This window comes from Clostridium cavendishii DSM 21758, assembly GCF_900141845.1.
GTDB classification, from domain to species: Bacteria; Bacillota; Clostridia; order Clostridiales; family Clostridiaceae; genus Clostridium_AG; species Clostridium_AG cavendishii.
The window spans coordinates 176,756-199,751 of record NZ_FQZB01000005.1 but is presented as its reverse complement, the minus strand read 5'-3'; the positions used below and the strand labels follow the sequence as shown (position 1 = coordinate 199,751).

At 26.6% G+C, this 22,996-nt stretch carries 25 protein-coding genes; 3 read left to right on the top strand and 22 right to left on the bottom strand.

The features are described 5' to 3' along the window. Positions 1-307: 307 nt before the first annotated feature. Positions 308-1,363 (bottom strand): pyruvate kinase, encoded by a 1,056-nt coding sequence (locus tag BUB01_RS04755; RefSeq protein WP_072985540.1) that lies wholly within the window; start codon positions 1,361-1,363, stop codon positions 308-310. Positions 1,364-1,472: 109 nt separating this feature from the next. On the opposite strand from BUB01_RS04755, the gene BUB01_RS04750 reads away from it, so the two are divergent. Then, a complete protein-coding gene (locus tag BUB01_RS04750; protein WP_072985539.1) occupies positions 1,473-1,874 on the top strand; it encodes a hypothetical protein in 402 nt (133 codons plus the stop codon). Between the two features lie 143 nt (positions 1,875-2,017). On the opposite strand, the gene BUB01_RS04745 is transcribed toward BUB01_RS04750, so the two are convergent. After that, a complete protein-coding gene (locus BUB01_RS04745; RefSeq protein ID WP_072985538.1) occupies positions 2,018-2,449 on the bottom strand; it encodes a hypothetical protein in 432 nt (143 codons plus the stop codon). 109 nt (positions 2,450-2,558) lie between these two features. Here BUB01_RS04745 and BUB01_RS04740 point away from each other — a divergent pair, with 109 nt between their 5' ends. After that, positions 2,559-3,026 carry a DUF4883 family protein gene (locus tag BUB01_RS04740; RefSeq protein WP_084108355.1) on the top strand — a complete coding sequence of 156 codons (468 nt, stop codon included), beginning with the start codon at positions 2,559-2,561 and terminating at the stop codon, positions 3,024-3,026. A gap of 160 nt (positions 3,027-3,186) precedes the next feature. On the opposite strand, the gene folK is transcribed toward BUB01_RS04740, so the two are convergent. The 7 genes from folK to BUB01_RS04705 form a co-directional block, all read right to left on the bottom strand. Then, positions 3,187-4,002, bottom strand: a complete 816-nt coding sequence (gene folK / locus BUB01_RS04735; RefSeq protein WP_072985537.1) for a 2-amino-4-hydroxy-6-hydroxymethyldihydropteridine diphosphokinase — start codon at positions 4,000-4,002, stop codon at positions 3,187-3,189. 43 nt (positions 4,003-4,045) lie between these two features. Next, positions 4,046-4,852: a dihydropteroate synthase gene (gene folP / locus BUB01_RS04730; RefSeq protein WP_072985536.1), complete on the bottom strand. Its 807-nt coding sequence runs from the start codon at positions 4,850-4,852 to the stop codon at positions 4,046-4,048. Between the two features lie 16 nt (positions 4,853-4,868). Then, positions 4,869-5,342, bottom strand: coding sequence for an HD domain-containing protein (locus BUB01_RS04725; protein ID WP_072985535.1), 474 nt, complete (start codon positions 5,340-5,342; stop codon positions 4,869-4,871). Positions 5,343-5,368: 26 nt separating this feature from the next. Continuing rightward, the gene (gene folE / locus BUB01_RS04720) at positions 5,369-5,923 is read right to left on the bottom strand and encodes a GTP cyclohydrolase I FolE (protein ID WP_072985534.1); all 555 of its coding nucleotides are present in this window, start codon (positions 5,921-5,923) and stop codon (positions 5,369-5,371) included. Between the two features lie 19 nt (positions 5,924-5,942). Next, a complete protein-coding gene (locus BUB01_RS04715; RefSeq protein WP_072985533.1) occupies positions 5,943-6,704 on the bottom strand; it encodes an aminotransferase class IV in 762 nt (253 codons plus the stop codon). Between the two features lie 102 nt (positions 6,705-6,806). Beyond that, the gene (gene pabB / locus BUB01_RS04710; protein WP_072985532.1) at positions 6,807-8,156 is read right to left on the bottom strand and encodes an aminodeoxychorismate synthase component I; all 1,350 of its coding nucleotides are present in this window, start codon (positions 8,154-8,156) and stop codon (positions 6,807-6,809) included. Continuing rightward, entirely contained in the window at positions 8,153-8,731 is a 579-nt protein-coding gene (locus BUB01_RS04705) for an anthranilate synthase component II (protein WP_072985531.1), read from the bottom strand. Before BUB01_RS04705 ends, pabB begins: the two co-directional genes overlap by 4 nt. A gap of 132 nt (positions 8,732-8,863) precedes the next feature. Between BUB01_RS04705 and BUB01_RS04700 the strand changes: the two genes are divergently transcribed. After that, positions 8,864-9,697 (top strand): PHP domain-containing protein, encoded by an 834-nt coding sequence (locus BUB01_RS04700; protein ID WP_072985530.1) that lies wholly within the window; start codon positions 8,864-8,866, stop codon positions 9,695-9,697. A 71-nt stretch (positions 9,698-9,768) separates the two neighbouring features. Here the strand turns inward: BUB01_RS04700 and BUB01_RS04695 are convergent, their stop codons facing one another. From BUB01_RS04695 to BUB01_RS04635, 13 genes are all read right to left on the bottom strand, one after another. Continuing rightward, positions 9,769-11,148 (bottom strand): radical SAM/SPASM domain-containing protein, encoded by a 1,380-nt coding sequence (locus BUB01_RS04695; protein ID WP_072985529.1) that lies wholly within the window; start codon positions 11,146-11,148, stop codon positions 9,769-9,771. Positions 11,149-11,349: 201 nt separating this feature from the next. Continuing rightward, positions 11,350-11,727 (bottom strand): RidA family protein, encoded by a 378-nt coding sequence (locus tag BUB01_RS04690; RefSeq protein ID WP_072985528.1) that lies wholly within the window; start codon positions 11,725-11,727, stop codon positions 11,350-11,352. A gap of 238 nt (positions 11,728-11,965) precedes the next feature. Then, positions 11,966-12,295 (bottom strand): phage holin, encoded by a 330-nt coding sequence (locus tag BUB01_RS23905; protein ID WP_072985527.1) that lies wholly within the window; start codon positions 12,293-12,295, stop codon positions 11,966-11,968. A gap of 72 nt (positions 12,296-12,367) precedes the next feature. Continuing rightward, on the bottom strand, positions 12,368-13,156 hold the full coding sequence (locus BUB01_RS04680; RefSeq protein ID WP_072985526.1) for a response regulator: 789 nt from the start codon (positions 13,154-13,156) through the stop codon (positions 12,368-12,370). A 300-nt stretch (positions 13,157-13,456) separates the two neighbouring features. Further along, the gene (locus BUB01_RS23095) at positions 13,457-14,005 is read right to left on the bottom strand and encodes a hypothetical protein (RefSeq protein ID WP_072985525.1); all 549 of its coding nucleotides are present in this window, start codon (positions 14,003-14,005) and stop codon (positions 13,457-13,459) included. Between the two features lie 300 nt (positions 14,006-14,305). After that, on the bottom strand, positions 14,306-14,515 hold the full coding sequence (locus tag BUB01_RS04670) for an alpha/beta-type small acid-soluble spore protein (RefSeq protein ID WP_072985524.1): 210 nt from the start codon (positions 14,513-14,515) through the stop codon (positions 14,306-14,308). A gap of 660 nt (positions 14,516-15,175) precedes the next feature. After that, positions 15,176-16,408 carry a LamG-like jellyroll fold domain-containing protein gene (locus BUB01_RS04665; protein WP_072985523.1) on the bottom strand — a complete coding sequence of 411 codons (1,233 nt, stop codon included), beginning with the start codon at positions 16,406-16,408 and terminating at the stop codon, positions 15,176-15,178. A 352-nt stretch (positions 16,409-16,760) separates the two neighbouring features. After that, positions 16,761-17,000, bottom strand: a complete 240-nt coding sequence (locus tag BUB01_RS04660) for a DUF7336 domain-containing protein (protein ID WP_072985522.1) — start codon at positions 16,998-17,000, stop codon at positions 16,761-16,763. Between the two features lie 28 nt (positions 17,001-17,028). Beyond that, positions 17,029-17,562 (bottom strand): hypothetical protein, encoded by a 534-nt coding sequence (locus tag BUB01_RS04655; RefSeq protein WP_072985521.1) that lies wholly within the window; start codon positions 17,560-17,562, stop codon positions 17,029-17,031. A 697-nt stretch (positions 17,563-18,259) separates the two neighbouring features. Further along, positions 18,260-19,321 (bottom strand): Ig-like domain-containing protein, encoded by a 1,062-nt coding sequence (locus BUB01_RS04650; protein ID WP_072985520.1) that lies wholly within the window; start codon positions 19,319-19,321, stop codon positions 18,260-18,262. A 359-nt stretch (positions 19,322-19,680) separates the two neighbouring features. Continuing rightward, positions 19,681-20,136, bottom strand: coding sequence for a hypothetical protein (locus tag BUB01_RS04645; protein ID WP_072985519.1), 456 nt, complete (start codon positions 20,134-20,136; stop codon positions 19,681-19,683). Between the two features lie 6 nt (positions 20,137-20,142). After that, on the bottom strand, positions 20,143-21,141 hold the full coding sequence (locus BUB01_RS23435; protein ID WP_072985518.1) for a CdiA C-terminal domain-containing protein: 999 nt from the start codon (positions 21,139-21,141) through the stop codon (positions 20,143-20,145). 337 nt (positions 21,142-21,478) lie between these two features. Beyond that, on the bottom strand, positions 21,479-22,885 hold the full coding sequence (locus BUB01_RS04635; RefSeq protein WP_072985517.1) for an aminopeptidase: 1,407 nt from the start codon (positions 22,883-22,885) through the stop codon (positions 21,479-21,481). Between the last annotated feature and the right edge of the window lie 111 nt (positions 22,886-22,996).

The following is a 22,996-nucleotide window of genomic DNA, read 5'->3' as shown; positions in this document are numbered from 1 at the left end:
AGATGGCTCAATTATATTTGCAACTATATCTATGCTTATTATATTTTTCATATTATATTGTTTTAACCTAATACTATATTTAAAATAATTACTATGTTACTAAATTCAAATAATCAAATTTATCATTTGATTATCTAAACTTAAAATAAAAACTAAGGTAGATTACTCTTCCTTAGTTTTTAGACACAAGTTATAATTAAGTTATTACATTATATATTATGACTATTTAAATTTATAATTATTCTAGTATTTTCTAAAGATTAATCTTTTTTATGTATTTTTAACATTAGATTATCACTTTATAACACTAGGTTCTATTATTTTTCCCTTTATTTATTATTTTTGAATAAAAGTCAACTACCGATTTTAATGTTTTGGCAGTAGCAAAATGATTTTTACCTATTGTTGTTTCACTTGTTAATATAAAACCACTAACCCCATGCTTCAAAAGAATATATATATCATTTAATTCATTTACAGTAGGCTTAAATTCTTCTTTCATAGTATCCAAAACATGAGTTGCTATAATTATATCTTTATTAAAGTTTTTAGCTGTTAAAACTATCTTATCTTGAAGTATTGGTATATGATAAAGATTTGTTTCTGGAACCAAATCCCCTCTACCAACAACTATGCCATCCAGAATCTCCAAAATATCCTTTAAATTCTCTACACCTTCTTTAGTTTCTATTTTTCCCCAAAGCTTTGGTATTTTATTTATTACTCCAAGGTTGTATTTTGAAAACACATATTCCTTGAACTCCAAACATTCTTCTTTATAACAACAATAAGAATAACATAAAATATCAATATTTTTACTTAATGCATAATCTATATCTTCTTTATCCTTAATAGAAAGTCCCCAATTTTTTCTATTTATACCTGGCAAATTGCATCCTTTCTCTGCTCTAATCATTCCTCCACTTTTAACTTTGGTCTTTACAAGTTTTTGTGTTCTAGCCATTATACTAAATTCCATAGTACCGTCCTTCATATATAATTTTTTATAACTTCCATTAACAATATGATCTCTTCCTATATTTAGTGGTACTAATCTTTCATCAAGCTTCCATTTTGACTTAATCTCATAATAATCATCTTCCGAACAAAAATAAATAACCTTACCTTCTTTAGCATAAAAAGCTTCTGTTAAAAGCATAGAAACCCTAACTTTATTTCCCTGAAGATCTCCCATTATGAGAGTATTTTTACTATACCTTCTAAGATAATCTATTGTATCCTCAATTCTTCCATATCCTCCATGAGAAAAATTAAGCCTTATACAAGTAGCTCCCCCTTTTATTATCTTCTCAAGCATATCCTCATTTGAAGATTTAGGGCCAATAGTAGCTATAATATACATAAGTATCTCCCCTAAAATTATTACATACTAATATTTATATTTTTTATTTTCTTTTTATATTCACAAATTTTAAATTATTACATAACATAATATAAGTAGAGGTGATAATATGCTTAAGATATTTTCTTCATTAAAAAGTATATGGAACAAACAATGTAGTGCTACAAAAGTTTTAACAAGTCTAGGTTTTATAGCATTACTACACACCTCAATATCCATTTTCTTTAATAGTAATTTTTCTACACCTTCTAGTCTTGCAGTTCGCTCAGTTTTATCTTCTATATTTGGATATATTTTTGGTGAACAAATAATAACTAATGAAAATTTTAGAAATAAGAAATTTCAAATTGCGGTTTGTAGTATTATTGGTTTTGTAACCTTAACTATGACAATATTAAGTGACTTAATTTATATTGATCAAAATAGTCCGGCCATTATTGAAATTAGAAACCTACTATTTTCATCAGTAGGCTTTTTAATAAGTCGTTGTAAAAGCCCAGAATGCAACTAATATCTTTTATATTAACTTACACCAAAATAATTAATGTAATTTTGGTGTGTTTTTTTACTACATAAATTTTATAGAAAATGTAATTAAAAAAATAATTCTGTTATCTTTAAATTGCAATAATAGAATTATTTTTATTTAATAAATTATTGCTTTATTATTGAATCATAAATACAATTTGCAAAGCCTAAAGACTCATCATAATTTAAATTTTTAGGTATATTTATAATATATGCTGTAGCCTTTATATTTTTTATAATATATAAATACGCTCCATCTCTTAATGAAACTTTTTTAGAATTAAAAAATTTTTTTAATTCCTTCTCTATATTTATTACAAATTGATCCTGAAGCTTACTAAAAATAATGAATTCATCTTGGAAATTCTCAATTGTAGTTATATTTATAAATAAGTCCACCTTAATTTGATTTGCCATAATTGACTTTTTATATAATCGCTCTCCTAAAGATGCTGCATTAATTTCTGAAAAATCTACTACAACATGATTAATCTTCTTTAATCTATATTTTAAATTTAATCTAATAAATTGATTATTTATATCGATTCCTATTTTCATCGCTAGTCCCAACGTAATAATTATTATCCTCTGTAGTATATTCTAAAATTTATAATTTTGTTCTAACCAAAAGAGATATTTCATAAATTAATCTTAAGAGGTGATTTATTTGAAAAAACGCATGTTGTTAATATTTATAGTTTTAAATTTTTCAATAGCTTTATATGGTTGCTCTGATCCTAAATATATAAATTTAGAAAATAAACCACACAAAGGGTATTATACTGAACTTTTATATAAAGCAGTTAAAGATAACAATTATGATTTCACTATGTTAGATACAAATCTTTATAAGAATGTTATTGTAAAAGATGAGGACAAGTATATTTTAAAAAGTACTATAAAAAGTCTAACTACTAATAATTTTATAGACAAGCCTACTGACTTAAAAGAAAAGCCTATGTATAAACTTTTTATAAATCAAAATTCTAAAAAATATGTTATTAATATTTATAGTAATAACATAATTTCAGTTTTCCCTTGGGATGGTAATTTTCCTGAAGATTTTGTAGATTTAAAAACCGTGCCTGACGCTTATAAACTTGAACAATTTTGTAAATATGTCTATGATAAATAATCATAACATTTATAAATAAAATTCCAATGTATATCAAAAAAGAGTATGATTTAGATACACTTCTATATAATCATACTCTTTTTTGAAATTATTCCAATTAATTTTACCAAACAGAAATTTTCTTAATAAATTTCACTTCCATAAATATAAATATTATAATTTAACCTAGTAAAGCTTCTAATATTTCATAGTTTCTTTTTCTTAATACAGGATGAAATACATATGGTGCTATTTCTGTTAGAGGTTCCATAACAAATCTTCTTAAATGCATTCTTGGATGTGGAATTAAGATTTCTTCATCCTCTGTTATCATATCATCATAAAGTAATACATCTAAATCTATAGTTCTAGGTCCCCACTTTATAGTTCTTTCCCTTTTTAATTCTGCCTCTATATTAAGTAAAAATTTCACAAGTTCTTTTGGACTTAATAAAGTTTTAATCTCACAAACACCATTTAAAAATTCATCTTGATTTTCATATCCCCAAGGTTCTGTTTTTATAAAATTTGAAACCTTTAAAATATTTATATAATTTGAATCTTCCATTAATTTTAAAGCATTATTTAAGTTTTCTTCCTTGTTTCCAAGGTTAGATCCTAAAGATATATATACTCTATGCCATTTTCTACAAATCTCAATGGATACAGTATCTAAACTCCTAAGTATAGGTGCCCATGGTTTTTTTACAGTGACCTTAACTGCTTTAACTAAATTATATTCAAGAAGAATAAATTCAGCTAGATTTTCAGCCACTGTTTCTAGTAAATCATAACTTTCTCTTGCGAATTCTTCAAGTACTCTATGAGAAAGTTCTCCATAATGGACTGATTTTTGTAAATCACAAGATTTCGCTGCTGCCCTTGTGTCTAGTTCTAACTCTAAACAAATTAAAAACTTCTGACCTAAAGTTTTTTCCTCCTTAAAGACTCCATGATGAGCAAAAGCTTCTAAATCTTTTATTATTATTTTATTCATGATTTTCCCCTTCTAAATTAAAACTTTTTATAAAATTATTTTTTTATCTTCTAACCATAGCATCTGTCATAACACAAACTCTCTTGTTTTGAAGTACATCATGTATTCTTACGAAGTCACACCCCTTCATAATTCCAAGGGTCGTAGTAGCTAAGGTTCCTTCTAACCTTTCACTAGCATCTAAATTTAAAGTAAGACCTATAACAGATTTTCTTGAAGTTCCAAGTAATATTGGATATCCTAAACTATTTAATTCTTCTAGTCTATTTAGAACTTCTAAATTTTGTTCATATGTTTTGGCAAAACCTATTCCTGGATCTAAAATTATATTTTCTTTTTTAACACCAGCATCTAAAGCTATTTTTATACTTTCCTCTAAATCTTTTTTCATGTCTTCTATTATATCATCATAATCTGTATTATCTCTATTATGCATAAGGCAACATTGAACTCCATATTTTGCAGCGACCTTTGCCATATAAGTGTCCTTCTTAAATCCCCACACATCATTTATAAGATTCGCTCCTACTAGAATAGCTTCTTCTGCAACTTTTCCTTTGTAAGTATCTATTGATATTGGAATATCTGACTTTTCCCTTAAGGCTTTTATTATAGGAACTACTCTTTTTATTTCTTCATCCTCTAATACCTTTGTATGATTAGGCCTTGTAGATTCTCCACCTATATCTATTATATCTACACCTTCATTTATCATCTGAAAAGCATGTTCCATTGCTTTGTCTAACACATTAAACTTACCGCCATCTGAAAAAGAATCTGGAGTTACATTCAATATTCCCATAACATAAGTCCTTTCACCTATGTTAAATTCTGTGTTTCCTATTTTCATAATAATCACTTCTCTCTTAAATTTTTATGTAAAGATTTTTCTTTTCATCTTTCCACTTACAAAGTTTCTCTGCTTTACAATTAAAGCAAGCCCTTGATAACTTGTCTGCCATTAAAAATATATTATTAAGTCCAGTTGTTTTTTCTAATCTATGGCTCAATATGGCTTGACTAATAATCTGAATTTCCTCTTTATTAAAGTCAGCTTCTGTCAAAAGCTCCTCGGCTATATCCTTAGAGGCTTTATCATGTGGTATACCTTCTTCATATTCTAAAACTCTTCCTATGTCATGTAAGAGACCAAATGCATAAATTATTTCTTTATTTACAGATAATTTATTTTCTAAACAAAGTATATAAGCTATTCTAGATACATCTAAAAAATGCTGAAGATTATGATTGCAGAATATTCTACCTTCTTCTAATTTTTCCAATTTACACAAAAATTCTTTATACTTAACATTTTCCAATAAAAGATTAATTCTATGCAACTACATCCCTCCTTATAAGTCTTAAATTACATAGATAACATTTTATACACTTCATTTTTAAGACTAGAATCTTCTTTAAAAACGCCTCTATAACTTGATGTTATGGTCTTAGTCCCAGGTTTTCTTACACCTCTCATAGTCATACACATATGTTCAGCTTCAATTATAACCATAGAACCTTTAGCATCCAAATATTCCATTATGGCATCTGCTATTTCATAAGTTAATCTTTCTTGTAACTGAGGCTTTTTAGAATATACATCTACACATCTAGCAAGTTTTGAAAGCCCAGCTACTTTACCATTTGGAATATAAGCTATATGCACTTTACCATAAAAAGGTAAAAAATGATGTTCACACATAGAATAAAAAGTTATATCCTTTTCTAATACTATATCTTCGCCTTCTACTGAAAAATTCTTAGTTAAATACGTTTCAGCTGTCTGCGAAATTCCTGAAAATATTTCTTCATACATTCTTGCTATTCTGTCCGGTGTCTCCAACAGCCCTTCTCTATTTGGATCATCCCCAACAGCCTCTATAATCATTTTTACTGCTTCTTTTATTTTTTGTTTATCCATCATTTCTCCTCCTGTTCTTTTAATATTTTGTATCTATATATCTAAAATAATCATTTTGTATTTTAAGTATATTTTTATATTTAAAATTCTTAACTTCATCTTTAAAATTTACACTTTTAACCTTCATTATTCCAAATACTGAATTTGTTAAAAATACTTCATCTGCTTCATATATATCATTCATACTATAACTTCCTACTTTTACATTATAATTATTTAGTATCCACTGTCTCATTATACCATCTAATAATCCTTCCTGTTTAGATGGAGTAAAAATTTCTTTATTTTTTATAAAAAATACATTAGTAAAACTTCCTTCAGTTAAGTTCCCCTTTTCATTTAAAAACAAAACTTCCTGAAACCCATTTTGGACTGCCTCTTCTCGCTCCAAAATATTTTCAATATAATTTGTAGACTTTATGTATGTAAGTCTAGAAGTACTATTTCTAATAACATTACTAATACATAAATTAAAGCCCTTATCATAAATCTCTTTATTATAACAAAAATCTCTAGTTGCTAAAATTAAATTTTCTTCACTAAGAACTATTTTAAGAACTGTGTTTTTAATGCTAAATTTATTAATTAATTCTATTATCTCATTTTCATTAATAACTTTTTTTATTTTTAAAATTTTACTTGAATCATTTAACCTCTTTATATGATCTTCTAAAAATAATGGCTTATCTTTAACTAATAAAGTTTCAAAGATAGCACGTCCAAAAAAATAACCAGAGTCCAGATTCAAAGCCTTATCTTCTTTACCGTTTATTATAAACATAAAAGCAAGCCTCCTTTCAATGTCATTTTAAATATTTTTATTATAATTATTATATATTTTTTTATTAGCTTTAACACATAATTAATTTGTAAATTTTGATTTTTATAAAACTTTCATCAATGCTTTAGCTTTATCTAATGTTTCCTCATATTCATCTTCCTCTATTGAATCTATCGTTATACCTCCACCAACACCAAAATATGCCTTATTATCCTTTTTTACTATAGTTCTAATAACAATGTTAAAATCACTATTACCTCTGAAATCAAAATATCCTATTGAACCTGTATAAAGATTTCTTTTAAGACCTTCTAATTCTTCTATTATCTCCATAGCTCTTATCTTAGGTGCTCCAGTTATGGAACCTCCTGGAAAACATTCTCTAATACACTTAACGCTTGTAACATCATCTTTAAGCATACCTGTAATTGTTGAAACTAAATGAAAAACTGTTGCATAAGTTTCTAACTTAAATAAATCTGTAACTTTTATAGTATTATTTTTACAAACCTTACTTAAATCGTTTCTTTCTAAATCCACAATCATAAGTAACTCTGACTTATCCTTCTCACTATTTTCTAATTCTTCTTTATTTCTTATATCTTCATGCGGAGTACTCCCTCTAGGTCTAGTGCCTTTTATAGGTCTAGTCTCCACCTTTCTATCATATATTTTTACAAACCTTTCTGGAGACGAACTTATTACTTCGAATCCATCTAATTTCATATATGCTGAAAATGGGGCCTTATTTATACTTCTTAAGCTCTCATATATATTAAAACTATCATTTAATGAATCACAATAAAATCTTTGTGTCAAATTTGCAATATAGACATCACCACTCTTTATATATTCTTTAAGCGCCTTTACAGTATTTATATATTCCTCTCTAGTAAAATTAGATTTAAAATTAGTCTTCTTAGGTATAACTTCTTTTATCTCTCTAGCTTGGCACTCTTTAAGTTTATTTTCTATTCTAGATATACTAGATTTTTTATCCTCTAATATCCCTAAAGCAGTTATGTACGTTTTCTTATTAAGTAAATCAAAAATAATTATATTATCATAAAAATTAAAATAGGCATCAGGGATATTAAAATCATACTCTGTTGTATCAGGTATACTCTCTAATGTTCTTGCTGCATCATAAGAAAAGTATCCTATACAACCTGAAACTAAAGGTAAATCACTTTCATAATTAAACTTATATTCAATTATAAGTTTTTCTAATTCATAAAAAATATCTCCCTTAAATTTATGATTATCTATTTCTATATTATTTCCATATGCTCTAAAAGTTTTAAACTTATTTATACCAATAAATGAAAATCTAGAAAATTCTGAGTCTTCCTTAGAACTATCTAAAAATATACTATCTTCTTCCTCTTTAAATAGACTATAAGCCTCAAAAGCATTAAACCTAAAATCTATTTCTTTAACTATAGGTGTCATTTTCTCTCCTTTGCTATATCTATAAAATTTTTTATAATCTTATGTCCCTCTTCTGTAAGTTCTGCTTCTGGATGAAATTGAACTCCATATATTTTATACTCCTTATGTGAAATCCCCATCACTGCATCATCATCACTTTTACTATTTAATAAAAGGCAACTTTCTTCCGTAGGCATTTCAACTACTAAAGAATGATACCTTGTAACCCTTAATGGATTTTTAATTCCTTTAAATAAACCTGTATTATTATGTTCTATAACGGATATTTTACCATGCATAGGATAATTAGCTCTTTTCACATCTAGACCGAAATAATATCCTATACATTGATGACCAAGACATACCCCTAAAATTGGTATTCTTCCTTTAAATTTATCTATTATGTCTAAGCATAACTTCGCATCTTCAGGTGATTTAGGCCCTGGTGATAAAATTATACCATCTATATTAAGTTCTTCTATTCTTTCTATATTAATCGCATCATTTCTAAAAACTAAGACCTCTTCACCTAATTCCTCAAAATATCTTACGAGATTATATACAAAAGAGTCATAATTATCTATCATTAAAAACATTTTTCCTCTTTTCTATAAATAAGATTAAATTTTATCTTATTTATATTAATTTATTATGTTACAATAATTATAACAAAAAGCTCAAAAATTTGAACCCTAAGTTTAAAATCAAGTAAAGGAAGGAGTTTTAGTATGCCCATAAAAGCTGAATTTCACTGTCACTCAAATGCATCTGATGGTAAACTTACACCTTATGATGTGGTTAAAAGGGCTCACAAAAATGATGTTTCGATTTTGGCATTAACTGATCATGACATAACTTTAGGATTAGATGAAGCTAGTGATGCTGCTAAAGAATTTAATATAGAATTTATACCAGGTATAGAACTTAGCTGCGAACATAAAGGAAGTACTGTACATGTACTTGGTTATTTTAAAGATAATAATTACAAAAATCCTGAGCTTCAAAAATTTCTTAATGAACTTAAAGCTTCTAGGATAGCTAGAGCTAAAAAAATAGTAGACAATCTAAAAAAACATTTTAACATACATATAAATCATAACGAAGTATTAAAAAAAGGAAATGGTGTTGTAGCTAGACCACATATAGCAGAAAGTATTTTAGAAGCTGGCTATGACTACCCATGGGAATATATTTTTGAAAAATTTATAGGCAATGATAGTCCAGCCTATGTTCCAAACCAAAAGATTTCTGTAGAAGAAGGCATTACATTATTAAAAAAATATAATGCTTTAACGATACTAGCTCATCCAAAACTTATAAAGAAATGTCCTATAAGTGAAGTTTTAGCCTTTCCTTTCGATGGTATAGAAGCAGTTTATTTTCAAAACTTTAAACGTGAAACCGAATTTTTTTTAAGTCATGCTCGTAAAAATAATATGCTTATAACTTGTGGATCAGATTTTCATGGTATTAATGAAAATGATGAAAAACATGGTGATATTGGCGATATGAGTATTGATGACGCTGACCTAGAAAAGTTTCTAAAAGCTTTAAAATCATAAAAATTTAAAATATTAATAAAAAATCTACTATATTCTAAACTTAAAAATTTAGAATATAGTAGATTTTCATTTTAACCTTTACTAAATTCATCATTCCCCTGCGAATTAAAATCATTTTTCCATGCTTCATCTGCATAAGGTTTAAAATCCTCTGAATACTTTTCAAGCTTCTTCTGAAATTCCGGATTATCTAACATAGCCTTTGCACTTATGTCTGTTGGATGAGCATTTGAAACTTTAGCTACTTCTCTTATAACATGAGGATTATCAATCATCATACAAGGTCTTAACATATTTTTGTTATAAGGTTGTCTTTTTCTAAGCTCCTTAAACATAGTTCCTCTAAATATATCTATTAGTGATTTATCTTTAGCATTATCAACTGCTATATGTGCAAATATACAAGGTTCAACATCACCTTTAGAGTTTATATGACAATAGTATTTACCAGCTATACATCCACCTACATAAGGAGCATCATTGAAGAAGTCTATTGTAAAATAAGGCATAGTCTCTCTTATATTTCTATTTCTTCTTCCTAATTCTATTCTTTGTTCTGGTGTAAGCATTAGGTCTATATTAGGAGTATCTCCAACAGGCATATACATAAAGTACCAACTCATTTTCGATCCTTTTTCAATTAACATATTAATAAATTTCTTTGAAGTTACGGTATCCATGTTAAATCTTGTGGTAGCTGAAGAAACTCCAAATGGTATTCCCTTATTCTTCAATAAATCCATTCCATTCATTACTTTATTAAATGTTCCCTTGCCCCTTCTACCATCTGTTTCCTCTTCGAAGCCTTCTAAAGAAAACATAGGCATTACGTTTCCTAACTTAACTAATTTTTCTGATACTTCTTCATTAAATAAAGTACCATTAGTAAAAGGCATGAATTCTATATCACTATATTTTTCGTATATCTTATACATAAAATCTACAAAGAAAGGTTCTCCACCTAATATTATAATAAAATGTATACCTAATGTTCTAGCTTCTGAGACTATTTTATCTACTTCCTCATATGAAAGGCCATCGCCTTTATCATAAGCTGCTGCATAACAACCAGTACACCTTAAATTGCATTTCATGGATGGACTTATAAGTAGAACAAACGGAATCTTGGTATCTTCTTTTTTCATCCATTTTTCTCTTTGAGGTATTCCAGTCCATACTGCATCAGCTAAGAAATTCTGAAAAAATTTTTTCAAACAATTTTTATTAGTATCTTTTAATATTCTATCTATATATTCCTTAGTTGAGGGCACCTGATTGTAATCACTTTCTATATCTTCTATAGATTTCATAGAAGCTTCATCTGTTGAAAGCTTTTTTACAAGTGTAAATATCTTTCCTATATTATCTTCTGGATTTTTTTCTAGTATGTCACATACAGCTCCAACAACAACCTTTTTAGCAGTTTTTTCTGCCTTTTCAATAATACTCATAAAATCACCCTCTATTTTTTATACCGACTAGTCATATTAGATAGTATTATTTTATTTTCACTTTTATTTATTTAAATTATAATATTAACAATTTATTAACATTTGATTTGTATTTTATTTTTTAGTTTTATCCAAATAAAATGTAAAAGCTCCTTTAAGACTAAAAACTAATCTTAAAGGAACTTTTATATCTAAAATTTATTATAATTTTGCTATGGCTTCTATTTCTATCTTAGCATCTTTAGGCAAACGAGCAACCTCTACTGCACTTCTTGCAGGAGGATTTTCATTAAAAAAAGTAGCGTATACATCGTTCATAAATGCAAAGTCATTCATATCTTTTAAAAATACTGTAGTTTTTATAACCTTATCTAAAGATGATCCAGCTTCTTCTAAAATAGCCTTTACGTTCTTAAGTGATTGCTCTGTTTGAGCTTTAATATCATCAGGCATTTTTCCAGTTTCAGGGTTTAAAGGAATTTGTCCTGATGTAAAAATAAAATCTCCCATTTTTATTCCTTGAGAATATGGACCTATAGCTCCGGGTGCATTTTTAGTTGATATAATTTCTTTCATAATAAAAGTGTCTCCTTCTAATAAATAAGTATTTTACATAATAACTGTATTATATTACAAATACCTTTTAAAATAAAGTATTAAACTTTGACAAAAAACTTATAGAATTAAGTATTACAACTTTAATTTTATAATATTCTAAAAAAATATATCTTCTTTAATTTCATATATAAATATTTTTACATTTTACTATATATTAAAAATAGTCATAGGTATTTTACTACCTATGACTAGCAACAAATTATCTACCTTCACTATTTTCTCTATCTATAGTTTTTCTAGTTATATCATCATAATCATTATGATATTCATAAACAGATTCATCCTGTTTGTTTTCTAACTTTATTTTCTTGTCATCCTCTAGCTTTTTTTTTTCATCATCTAAAAAACCTTTATTTTCAGTAGTTGGATTATTTAAAATACCAGCCATAACTAAAATTCCCAAAACAGCATTTACTATTTCCTTATAGTTATCTGGAAGTATATTAACACCAAATCCTTGAAGCACCATAGGAATTAACGCAAAAATAGCTACCCATAGTCCGTAATTTTTGAATCTTGAAGTGTCCATAAAAATACCTCCTCAGATTTACTTTATTATATTCTATTCTGTAAAAAGTAAATTTGTGAAGGCAATATCGATTTATTTTTTTAGTTCTTTAATCATTTTGCTTATTCTTTTATTTAAAGTATATACTCTTATATTTGATTTTAATTTTGCTATAAATATATTTTCATCAATAGGTTTATGTATTACATCATCAGCTCCAGAATTTAATATACTTGATACTGTTTTTGTATTATTTAGAGAGGTTACAGCTATTATTGAAGCATTTATATTATTTCTCCTAATAGTTCTTATCAAATCTTTTCCAAATTCGTTTTTAAGTATAATATCAATTAAATAAATATCATATTTTTTTTCACCTTCTAAAAGTTTTTTACCTGATTTATAATAGTCAACATTTTTAATTTCATATTTTCTAAAAATATCTTTCTCAATCAATGTTTCAAAAGTGCTATCTTCAACAACTGCAATATTTGCTTCTTTTAAATTTTCCATATACTCATTTTCCACAAAAACTGCATCCATATGAGATTCTATTTCTTTTTCAAACTCATCTTTTAATATATATTCACTTATTCCTAAGTCTATTAAATTCATTTTAGTTTCATCCATTGTATTACTTGTAACTACAAATATAGGTGTTTCCTTTTTATCACCATAATTAACACATTTAATAAAATCTTCTACATTTCCCCCTTTAGCATATAATGAAGTTATTATTAAATTAATATCTTCTGTTTCTAAAATATGTAGCGCATCATTGAAACTATCCGTTTGTATATAAGCGTACCCCTTATCACTTATTATTTTCTTTACCATTTTACAAAAAAAATCACTTTGTTCAACATGTAAGATGTTATACATTTTGTTTCCCCCTTTTCTTTTGTTTGTTATTTATCGTGTAAATATTTACTTACTTTAAGGTCCTTTGAGCTTATATTAGTAGAAAATTTTCTTTAAAATATATTCATTTAAATGTTTAAATAATTATATATATATTAATTATATTTTAAACGTCTAAATTTGTTTTTATACAAAAAGATGCCACAAGGATAGAAAAATCTAATCTTGTGGCTTTATGTAATATTAATCTTAATATACTTCTCTTTAATTTTACAACTCTTATTTTTAAAAATTATGTAACTAAACAGATATTTATTATTCTTATCTAGGTGGACGGCACTTATTACAAGGTTTTAGTTTTCCCTTTTTTGCACTTTTTAAAGTTATTTCCATTTTATTATTTTTTAAATATTTGCATCCATCATTATGATACTTATCATCTTTCTTACTTGTATATACGATAACCGATTTATTCCTTGTAATAATTTTAGGAATCCCCTTATTTACTGTACTTTTCTCTTCTGTTGTTGATACCATTGAATTGTTATCATTTACAACTTGTTCTGCTTCTCTATTCGTTTTCTCTTCTTGCTCCTTCTTAGCCTTCTCCTCTTGTTGCTTTCTAACCTTTTCCTCTTGCTCCTTTTTTTGTTGTTCTTTTGCCTGTTTTTTATCAGCTTTTTCCTTCTCTAATTTTTCTTTTTCTTCTACTTTTAACTTATTAGCTGATAGCTTTTCATCCTCTGCCTGCTTAGAGCCACAAGCTATTCCATTAATAGCAAAAGTTATTAACATAAGAAAAACTATTGAAATATTTGTTATTTTAATTATAGTTTTTCTAGATTCAAAATTTTCAAGTAATCTTCTCATACTGTTTCCCCCTTTACCATGTCTATCAATAATTTTAACAAAATTTATATAATTATACAATTAAATTGTCTTTAAAATTATTATTTAAACCATAGCTTTTATTATTATTTATCTTAATTACTACATCTTTAAATAATCAAATCCTTCAATAAAAAACTCTAAAAACTTATTTTAGCTATCAATAACTAAAATAAATTCTTAGAGTTCTTATATTATTTTATAACTAAAATAAATTTTAAATATATTTTACAAATACATAAATGCACTAAGATTAACTTAGTGCATTTACTATTTTATTGGTTATTTTAAATTTTGTTCGTAGCTTTGGACCATTCTTCTAACCATTTCTCCACCAACACTTCCATTTTGTCTTGAAGAAAGATTTCCTTTGTCTACATGGTCATAGTTTTGCATACCCATTTCGGATGCAACTTCATACTTAAATTGGTCTAATCCATGTCTTGCTTCTGGTATTAAAGTTCTGTTACTTCTGCTATTATTTGAAGCCATATCTAACTCCTCCTTTGTGTTTTTTATTTGTACAATAATATATTGTTTTATTTTTGTACAATAATATCTTAACCGTTTTATAAAATAATAATCTATTTAATGATTAGCAATATTAGCATTTAAAACTTTAATCGCTTAATTTTACCAATAAGTATGCTAGGAAAAAATTTTAACTTCTCCTAGCATACATTAAAACAAAAAAGGAAGTTAATTTTGTACAGAAGCAATCTAGTTTAATCAGTAAACAAAAAATGCCTACAAAAAATATAATACCCAAAATAATAATATAATACTCCAAAATTTTAAATTTCATGAGATTAAACACATGATTTTCATATAAAAGAAAAAATCGTTTTAGATTTGAGTTATAGCGCCCATAATTGGTTTTATTATACATTCTTAAGCTTCTAATAAAAAGGCATACCATCTACTCATAATTTACATTTTGTAACTTTGGTAAATACTTATTAATAATATAAATAACTAATTTTAATTTGAAAATTTATTATGCTTAAAACAAAAAAATTTTTACATTAAAATATTTATATTATTATTTATAAAGATTCTAATATATATTTTATTATTGTTACCTTTATTTTTAGGTAAATAAAAAATAAGGGATACCCACCAAGTAAGTATCCCTTATTAATTAATAAATATCTATTTATCTGCCTCATATGATCTAATTTCAAATGAAGCTATTTTATCAAATACTATATATTCTTTAACTTGCTTATAAGGATTTATTTTTTTATTAAATCCATATCTAACTTGTCCCTTACCATTACTTTCATCAAACCACTTTTCAAAAGCTGATATTTCATCTGCTGATACATCATACTCTTTAGTTATTCCATTTACCATTGTAATAGCAAGTATTGCTTTATTTCTATCTTCAGTTACATTAACTTCGCAAGTTGCTTTTAAATCAGTACCTTTAACTTTAGCAGTTATTGTTGCCTGTCCTATTTTTTTGCCTGCTACTACTTTTCCATCTTTATACTCAGCAATATCTTTATCACTTGATGACCATTCGATTTCTTTATTGATTGCATTATCTGGTTTTACTATAGCCGTTAAATTATCTGTTTTTCCTGTTAATAAGCTTATTGATGATTTATCTAATGTTATTGATTCTACTTTTATTGAGCAGTCCAATACATCATTATATACTTCTAATGAGGCTAAATCACCAATAAAAGAATAAGCTTTATTTACTCCATATTTACCAATCAAAAATTTATTTGCTGGTAATTTATTTTCAACACTTTTAGCTGTAGTCACAGCATCTGCATTTGTTAGGTCGTCAATATATAGCATCATTTTATTTGTACCTGTTGTTCCATCCCATGTAAATAAGATTTCATGCCATTTTCCATCATTTATTGATTTATTACTTGTTACTTTAGAGATTGATGATGTATTTCCATTAGATACTGATACATTGATTTGACCAGAACCACTTATCCAAGATGCCCATCCACATTCAATAGCTCCATCATTTAAATTAGATATAAGATTTGAATCATTTGTACTACTAGTTCTTATTTTAAATTTTATACTTTTCTTTCCTAATGGTGTAATATAATCATTAAACCCAATGCTATCATCTCCACCATTAAATCTTCTAAACTTTTCTCCGTTTTCAGTTATAATCTTAGTATTATTTGCTTTTCCATTAAACTTTCCATCTTCTCCAGCCATGCTTCCTGTATCAATCACAGTATCTCCATTATCTTTATCAAATGTATACTGGTGTATTGGTTTTATATCAGTACTTTGTTTAGTTGTTGTATTTTCTACTGCAATTACATTTTTTCCAAAACCACTTCCCATAAATATTGTTGAAAAAATCAATACTATTGATAAAACTAAACTAATTTTCTTTTTCATTTATATTTCCCCCTTAAAATTACTACAGTTACTATTATATAACTACATAATTTTCAATTTCAAGGAAAATATTTCTACATTTTTCCTTATATTTTATAAATAAAGTAAATTTTATACAATAAATTCTTATAAGTATTAAAACACAATAATGCTACAGATTCATATTTATCTAACTTACAATATCAAATTCTCTATCCTAATCAAATATAAACTATTTTTATTCATTCTAATAAGTCAAAATGCCATAATATATGAGTTTTATTTGTAATTATAAAAAACATGTCCACACTCCCTTTCTATGAAATATTGACATGTCTTGTTGGTTTTAAGCTTTACACAAACTACCATTTTATTATTTATCAGTCTTATTTGCTTCTTCCCAAGTTATAAAGCCTTCTTCCCAGTTATTTTGATTAAGCTCGTACTTATCTATATAAAAACAATCCTCATTATAATCTTTAAAACCTGGAAGACTTTTATACTTCTCTATAACATTCAAAGCATTTTCTTCTGATGTGTATATCCCTATTGTTTTTGTTTCATCTACCTCATTTATTTCATAACTATGCTGTAATAAATAGACATACTTCATATATTACACCTCCTTATTATTTCACACTCTATCTAGGCGGATGGCATTTACTACAAGGTGTAAGTCCCTGTAATTTTGCATCTTTTAAATTTATGGCTATTTTACTCTTTCTTAAATATTGACATCCATTACTATGATATTTTTTTCCTGTATCTGTACTATATACAGCAACTGATTGATTATCCGTATTACTTTGAGGAATTTCTTTCTTTATAGTATTATTACTTGATGTTGTTGCGTTATTAGTTTTATTAGCTTGTCCATATTCTATCTTGGCTTTATCCTCTTGCACTTTTTTAGCTTTTTTTTCCTGTTCCTTTCTTTGCTGTTCTGCAGCTTGTTTTTTCTCTAATTTCTCTTCAGCTAATTTTTCTTGCTCTTTTTCATTACCCTTTTGTTCAAATTGCAATTTTTCAGAAGCTACTTTCTTATTTTCTGATGATTTTGAATCACAACCTATTCCATTAACCCCTAAACTTATTACCATAATAAATACTATTAATAAATTAGTAATCTTGATTGTAGCATTTTTTGATCCAAAACTTTTAAACGCGTTTTTCATTTTATTTCTTCTCTTTTATATTATGTAATTATATTAACAGCTTTTCTAAATTTATACAATTACATAACATTTTTAGAGTAATCTTTTATAATATTGTTATTAAATAAGTTATGCCATTGCATTTATTTCAATAATACTTTTTCTTTTTATTAATTTCTCTCTTTGTTATAATAGCCTAAACACTCTTTTGCTAATTCTTTAAATATTTTATCTTTAATATTAATTCTTCTTAAATGCATAAAAAATAAATACAACCTCCTTTTTAAAATTTTATTTTAAAATCCTTCATTTAAGGAAATTACATTTATTCCATATATAAAAATACATCGTTTCAAATATTAAGTTTTATCAAAAAATTGCACAACCAATAGCTTTTTAAGCTTCTAATAAAAAGGCATAATAACCTTTCATAGTTTCATATATATCTGCTTTAGAAGCAATTTCCCATGGTGCATGGAGTGTTCTTACTAACAAATAACAATAAATAATGATTTCATATTTAATTAAATAAGTGTTTCTTTATTAAAAGACTACTACAGTTACATATATTTATCAGTAAAGATAGGATCTAAAAAGCTTCAAAAGCCTTGATTTATTGCAACTTTTAATAATTCACCCATGTTACATACCCTCTCATATATGTTGAAAAATACAAAAAAGAGCACCTCTATAGATGCTCTTAAATATCTTATTTAATTTATTTATCTGCCTCATATTCTCTAATTTCAAATGAAGCTATTTTATCAAATACTACATATTCCTTAACTTGTTTATATGGTTTTATTGTTTTATTAAATCCATATCTAACTTGTCCCTTACCATTACTTTCATCAAACCACTTTTCAAAAGCTGATATTTCATCTGCTGATACATCATATTCTTTAGTTATTCCATTTACCATTGTTATAGCAAGGATTGCCCTACCTTTATTTTCTTCTGTTACATTAACTTCACAAGTAGCCTTTAAATCAGTACCTTCAACTGTAGCTGTTATTGTTGCATGTCCTACTTTACCAGCTGTTATATTTCCATCTTGGTCTATTTTAGCTATGTTTTCATCACTTGATGACCATACAACTTTTTTATTTGTTGCATTATCTGGTTTTACTGTTGCTGTTAGTTTATCTGTTTTTCCTGTTAATAAACTTATTGATGATTTATCCAAGGTTATTGATTCTGCTAAAATTTCATTAGATGTCAACAATCTACCAGTATCATCTATATCTATTGCACATAATACCAAAGTATATTGTGCTTCAGTTCTAGGAATACTTATTTCAACTGTGTGTTTTTTATTTGTAAGTTCTAGATTTTCATAATTCAATTGATAAGTTGGTTTTGACGAAGGTTCTCTTTCGGAGTATTGAGAAAATGTATATTCCTTACCATCTATATTTATTATATTATCTTTAAATTTATATATATTACTAGTTCCAATAATTCTTATCTTAGTTCCTATAAAATTAAATTTTATTTTTATATTTTTATTGTTTAAGTACGAATAATGAGAATAATCACTTTTTTCCCATGAATCTCCTATATAATTTATATTTGGATTTGTATGCATATATCTTTTCCAGCCTTTTTCAGGTTGCAAAAGTTTATCTCCAACTTTAGCGCTATTTTCAGCTGTCTTGTTTAGATTATCTGCTCCAATTACTACGTCCTTATCCTCTGCTCTAGCATTAGTTGGATGTGTAAAAGCTAAAAAAGTAAATGCTAAAATAATACTTAAAACTAAACTAATTTTCTTTTTCATTTATATTTCCCCCTTAAAATTACTACAGTTACTATTATATAACTACATAATTTTCAATTTCAAGGAAAATATTTCTACATTTTTCCTTATATTTTATAAATAAAGTAAATTTTATACAATAAATTCTTATAAGGATTAAAACATAATAATGATACAAATTCATATTTATCTAACTTACAATATCAAATCCTTTATCATAATCAACTATAATGCTATTTTTATTAACTCTAACAAAGCAAAATGCCGTTATTAAATAATATGACCTTTCTTTGTAATTATAAAAGACATGTCCACAATTCCTTTCTATGAAGTATTGACATGTCTTATTATTTTTAAACTTTATTTGCTCTCATATTCAATTATATTTTCAATTCAACATAAGGTATTCCTAACTCATTAAATGGAAACCTATAATACTCACTATTAAAATCAATGTTTGCAAACAAAACATCATCTTTTCTTTTTAAGATTTCTGGTGAAAAGTTTTCTAGTAATAACACATCTCCTTGAAGTTTATTAATAATCAACCCAATAAACTTTAATAAGCTAGTTATCCCAACATCAAATGTTTTATTAAATACCTGAATACTAATTGATAGATTTACATCCATATCATGTTCTTCTTTTATATCATTTATATTATCTATCTCATCTTTTTCAATGCAAATCAAAAAATAATTACAATATATATATACTTCTCCCGATTCAGACAAATCTGTTTTAATATCTTGTGTAACTTGTTTTAATAATTCTAATAATATATTTATAGTAACCTCTTCATCATAAATTGAAAACAAAAACAAATTTAATTCCATTATCTATCACCTCAAAAAAACTCTTTTTATTTTACCATCCTTAACAATAAATAATTCTATTAATCTCTTCAAATCACCATTAGGTTTTGCTTTTCTTACTATTGTTGATATTAACTCCTCCGTCATTTCAGGATTATAATCATCTAAATTTAGAACAATTCTGTAGGCTTGTTTTCTTAACTTCTTAGCTATTTCTTTACAAACATTATTAAAACTTGTGTTTTTATCTGGTGAGTAACAATCGAAAGGTTCTTCTTCAATTAAAAAATCTGGATTGGTGTCTTTTTCAATTCCATGTCCATTTCCACCAGCCACTTCATCTAACATTTCTGTATCATACCCCTCTTTTGCAAATGTATCAGCGGTTTCATTTTGTCTTTTAATACCACGGCTAGTCTCTTTTTGATAATTACCTTTAGGTTTACCATCTTTCTTTAATGAAGGCTCTGTTGTTTTAGTTTTTTTATTTTCATTTTCTCCTGATTTACTTTCTGCCTTAACCGGTACAATATGCGCTCCATTTACACCATATATTATAACACCCATACTAGTATCTTCAAAAGTTTTAGTACTTGTATCATAATATTGACCTATTGTATCTTCAAAATCTACTAATTCCGTATAATCATTAATTTTACAGCCTGTCCCTGCATAATAATCAAGCAAAAATTCGGCATCTTCAGTTAATAAACTTCTGGTTATACCTTTTACTATATCTGATTCATATACCTTTGTCCCTTTTATATTGGCATCTTTTAAGGATTGATTTATTACAACTGCTCTACCGTTTATATATCTTTGTGCTGTTAATGAATCAGTTGTTGCTTTTATGTTTTCTTGAACTTCTTCTGTTATTGAGCATCCACCATTAATTATACTATCTTCAATATCTTGTAGACTAATAGCATTAGTAGAAATATTTTTAACTGGTATTTGTCTAGGTGCAAGAGTATCTTTTGGCATTATAGTTTGTGAATTCTGAACCCATTCTTGAAATTTATTCATTGGAATACCTACAGAGCCAGTAGTAGGAAGAGTGTTAATAGCATCTGAAACTAGAATTTAAAAGTGATATCTCCAAGAAATCTACTAAAAGCATTAAACTTTTCTGTGCAAGTTTTTATAGTCCTCTTACTCCTATTTTTACTTTTTAATATTCTAGACACTCTACAATTAATCCTCTAAATATTTTATATTCCATTTTTCACCTCTTAAACACATAAAAAACGACGCCCTCCTATACATAAAATTCATGTCCTTAAAAAACATGATTTCCATATATAAAAAAACATCGTTTCAATTACAATTTATAAAACATATAAATGGCTTTATTGTACCATTTTTAAGCTTCTAATAAAAAGGCATAATAACCTTTCATAGTTTCATATATATCTGCTTTAGAAGCAATTTCCCATGGTGCATGCATATTTAAAAGTGCTACTCCACAATCTATAACTTGCATATTATACTGAGCTAGAATATAAGCGATAGTTCCACCACCACCTTGATCTACTTTTCCAAGTTCTGCTGTTTGCCAAGTAACTCCATGTTTGTCCATAATTGATCTTATTTCTGCCATATATTCAGCATTTGCATCATTACAGCTATATTTTCCTCTAGCTCCTGTATATTTATTAAATACTATACCTTTTCCTAAAAAAGCTGAATTTTTCTTTTCCATAACTGATGGAAAATTAGGATCAAAAGCCGCGCTTACATCTGATGATAACATTTTTGAGTTTGTTAAACATCTTCTAAGCTTAAGTTCACTATATTCATTACATCTATCCATAATTTCTGCAACTGTGTTTTCAAAAAATCTTGATTGCATTCCAGTAGCTCCAACGCTACCAATTTCCTCTTTATCTACAAATAAAGCTACACATGTCTTATCAGTTTTATCTAATTTTAAAAGAGCTTCAAAAGAAGTATAAGCACACACTCTATCATCTTGACCATAAGCCATTATCATACTTCTATCTAGACCATAATCTCTAGCCTTACCAGCTGGAACTAATTCAAGTTCTGCAGATACAAAATCATTTTCATCAATACCATATTTTTCATTTAAAAGTATAAGTATGTTTCCCTTTACTCTTTCTTTTGCATCCTTATCCTTAATTGGCATACTACCTATTAAAACATTAAGTTCTTCTCCTTCTATTACTTCAGATGCCTTTTTTGCTAATTGTGTAGCTGAAAGATGAACTAAAAGATCTGATATACCAATTACAGGATCATTATCATCCTCACCTATAACCACGTTAATCCTAGTCCCATCTTTTTTAACTATTACACCATGTATAGCTAATGGAATATTAACCCATTGATACTTTTTTATTCCTCCGTAATAATGTGTTTCAAATAAAGCTAAATCATTATCCTCATATAATGGATTTTGCTTTAAATCTATTCTCGGAGAGTCTATATGTGCTCCAAGTATTTTTAAGCCTTTTTCTAAAGGCTTATCCCCTATAAGAAACATAGCTAAATTTTTCCCCATATTATTTGAATATACTTTATCACCTGATTTTAAAGTTTCACCATTTTTTATAACTTCATTTAAATCTTTATATCCTGCATTTTTAGCTAAGTTTATGAAATCATCTACACATTCTCTTTCAGACTTCGCCTTTGACATAAAATTTCTGTATCTTTCACTTAAATCAAAAACATCTTTTAATTGTTCTTCAGAATAATTATCCCAAGCAAACCCATCTTTCTTTTTTAAGCCTTTTAAATCTTCCATTGTGACACCCCTTTTTATATATTAACCACATTTTACACCATATGACATAAAAATTCAAATTTCTCTCCAAATATAAAAATACTAATTTTAACAAGTAAAAATGCCTTTAAT

Excerpts from the sequence above, each read along its gene's own strand:
- BUB01_RS04670 (WP_072985524.1), bottom strand. The coding sequence starts at position 14,515 with ATGGCTTCAAATAATAGCAGAAGTAACAGAACTTTAATACCAGAAGCA.
- BUB01_RS04635 (WP_072985517.1), bottom strand. The coding sequence starts at position 22,885 with ATGGAAGATTTAAAAGGCTTAAAAAAGAAAGATGGGTTTGCTTGGGAT.
- BUB01_RS23905 (WP_072985527.1), bottom strand. The coding sequence starts at position 12,295 with ATGGACACTTCAAGATTCAAAAATTACGGACTATGGGTAGCTATTTTT.
- BUB01_RS04650 (WP_072985520.1), bottom strand. The coding sequence starts at position 19,321 with ATGAAAAAGAAAATTAGTTTAGTTTTAAGTATTATTTTAGCATTTACT.
- BUB01_RS04700 (WP_072985530.1), top strand. The coding sequence starts at position 8,864 with ATGCCCATAAAAGCTGAATTTCACTGTCACTCAAATGCATCTGATGGT.
- BUB01_RS04755 (WP_072985540.1), bottom strand. The coding sequence starts at position 1,363 with ATGTATATTATAGCTACTATTGGCCCTAAATCTTCAAATGAGGATATG.
- pabB (WP_072985532.1), bottom strand. The coding sequence starts at position 8,156 with ATGACACCTATAGTTAAAGAAATAGATTTTAGGTTTAATGCTTTTGAG.
- folP (WP_072985536.1), bottom strand. The coding sequence starts at position 4,852 with ATGAAAATAGGAAACACAGAATTTAACATAGGTGAAAGGACTTATGTT.
- folK (WP_072985537.1), bottom strand. The coding sequence starts at position 4,002 with ATGAATAAAATAATAATAAAAGATTTAGAAGCTTTTGCTCATCATGGA.
- BUB01_RS04695 (WP_072985529.1), bottom strand. The coding sequence starts at position 11,148 with ATGAGTATTATTGAAAAGGCAGAAAAAACTGCTAAAAAGGTTGTTGTT.
- BUB01_RS04705 (WP_072985531.1), bottom strand. The coding sequence starts at position 8,731 with ATGTTTTTAATGATAGATAATTATGACTCTTTTGTATATAATCTCGTA.
- BUB01_RS04655 (WP_072985521.1), bottom strand. The coding sequence starts at position 17,562 with ATGAAAAACGCGTTTAAAAGTTTTGGATCAAAAAATGCTACAATCAAG.
- BUB01_RS04665 (WP_072985523.1), bottom strand. The coding sequence starts at position 16,408 with ATGAAAAAGAAAATTAGTTTAGTTTTATCAATAGTATTGATTTTTTCA.
- BUB01_RS04750 (WP_072985539.1), top strand. The coding sequence starts at position 1,473 with ATGCTTAAGATATTTTCTTCATTAAAAAGTATATGGAACAAACAATGT.
- BUB01_RS04645 (WP_072985519.1), bottom strand. The coding sequence starts at position 20,136 with ATGGAATTAAATTTGTTTTTGTTTTCAATTTATGATGAAGAGGTTACT.
- BUB01_RS04680 (WP_072985526.1), bottom strand. The coding sequence starts at position 13,156 with ATGTATAACATCTTACATGTTGAACAAAGTGATTTTTTTTGTAAAATG.
- BUB01_RS04745 (WP_072985538.1), bottom strand. The coding sequence starts at position 2,449 with ATGAAAATAGGAATCGATATAAATAATCAATTTATTAGATTAAATTTA.
- folE (WP_072985534.1), bottom strand. The coding sequence starts at position 5,923 with ATGGATAAACAAAAAATAAAAGAAGCAGTAAAAATGATTATAGAGGCT.
- BUB01_RS23095 (WP_072985525.1), bottom strand. The coding sequence starts at position 14,005 with ATGAGAAGATTACTTGAAAATTTTGAATCTAGAAAAACTATAATTAAA.
- BUB01_RS04660 (WP_072985522.1), bottom strand. The coding sequence starts at position 17,000 with ATGAAGTATGTCTATTTATTACAGCATAGTTATGAAATAAATGAGGTA.
- BUB01_RS04715 (WP_072985533.1), bottom strand. The coding sequence starts at position 6,704 with ATGTTTATAATAAACGGTAAAGAAGATAAGGCTTTGAATCTGGACTCT.
- BUB01_RS23435 (WP_072985518.1), bottom strand. The coding sequence starts at position 21,141 with ATGAATAAATTTCAAGAATGGGTTCAGAATTCACAAACTATAATGCCA.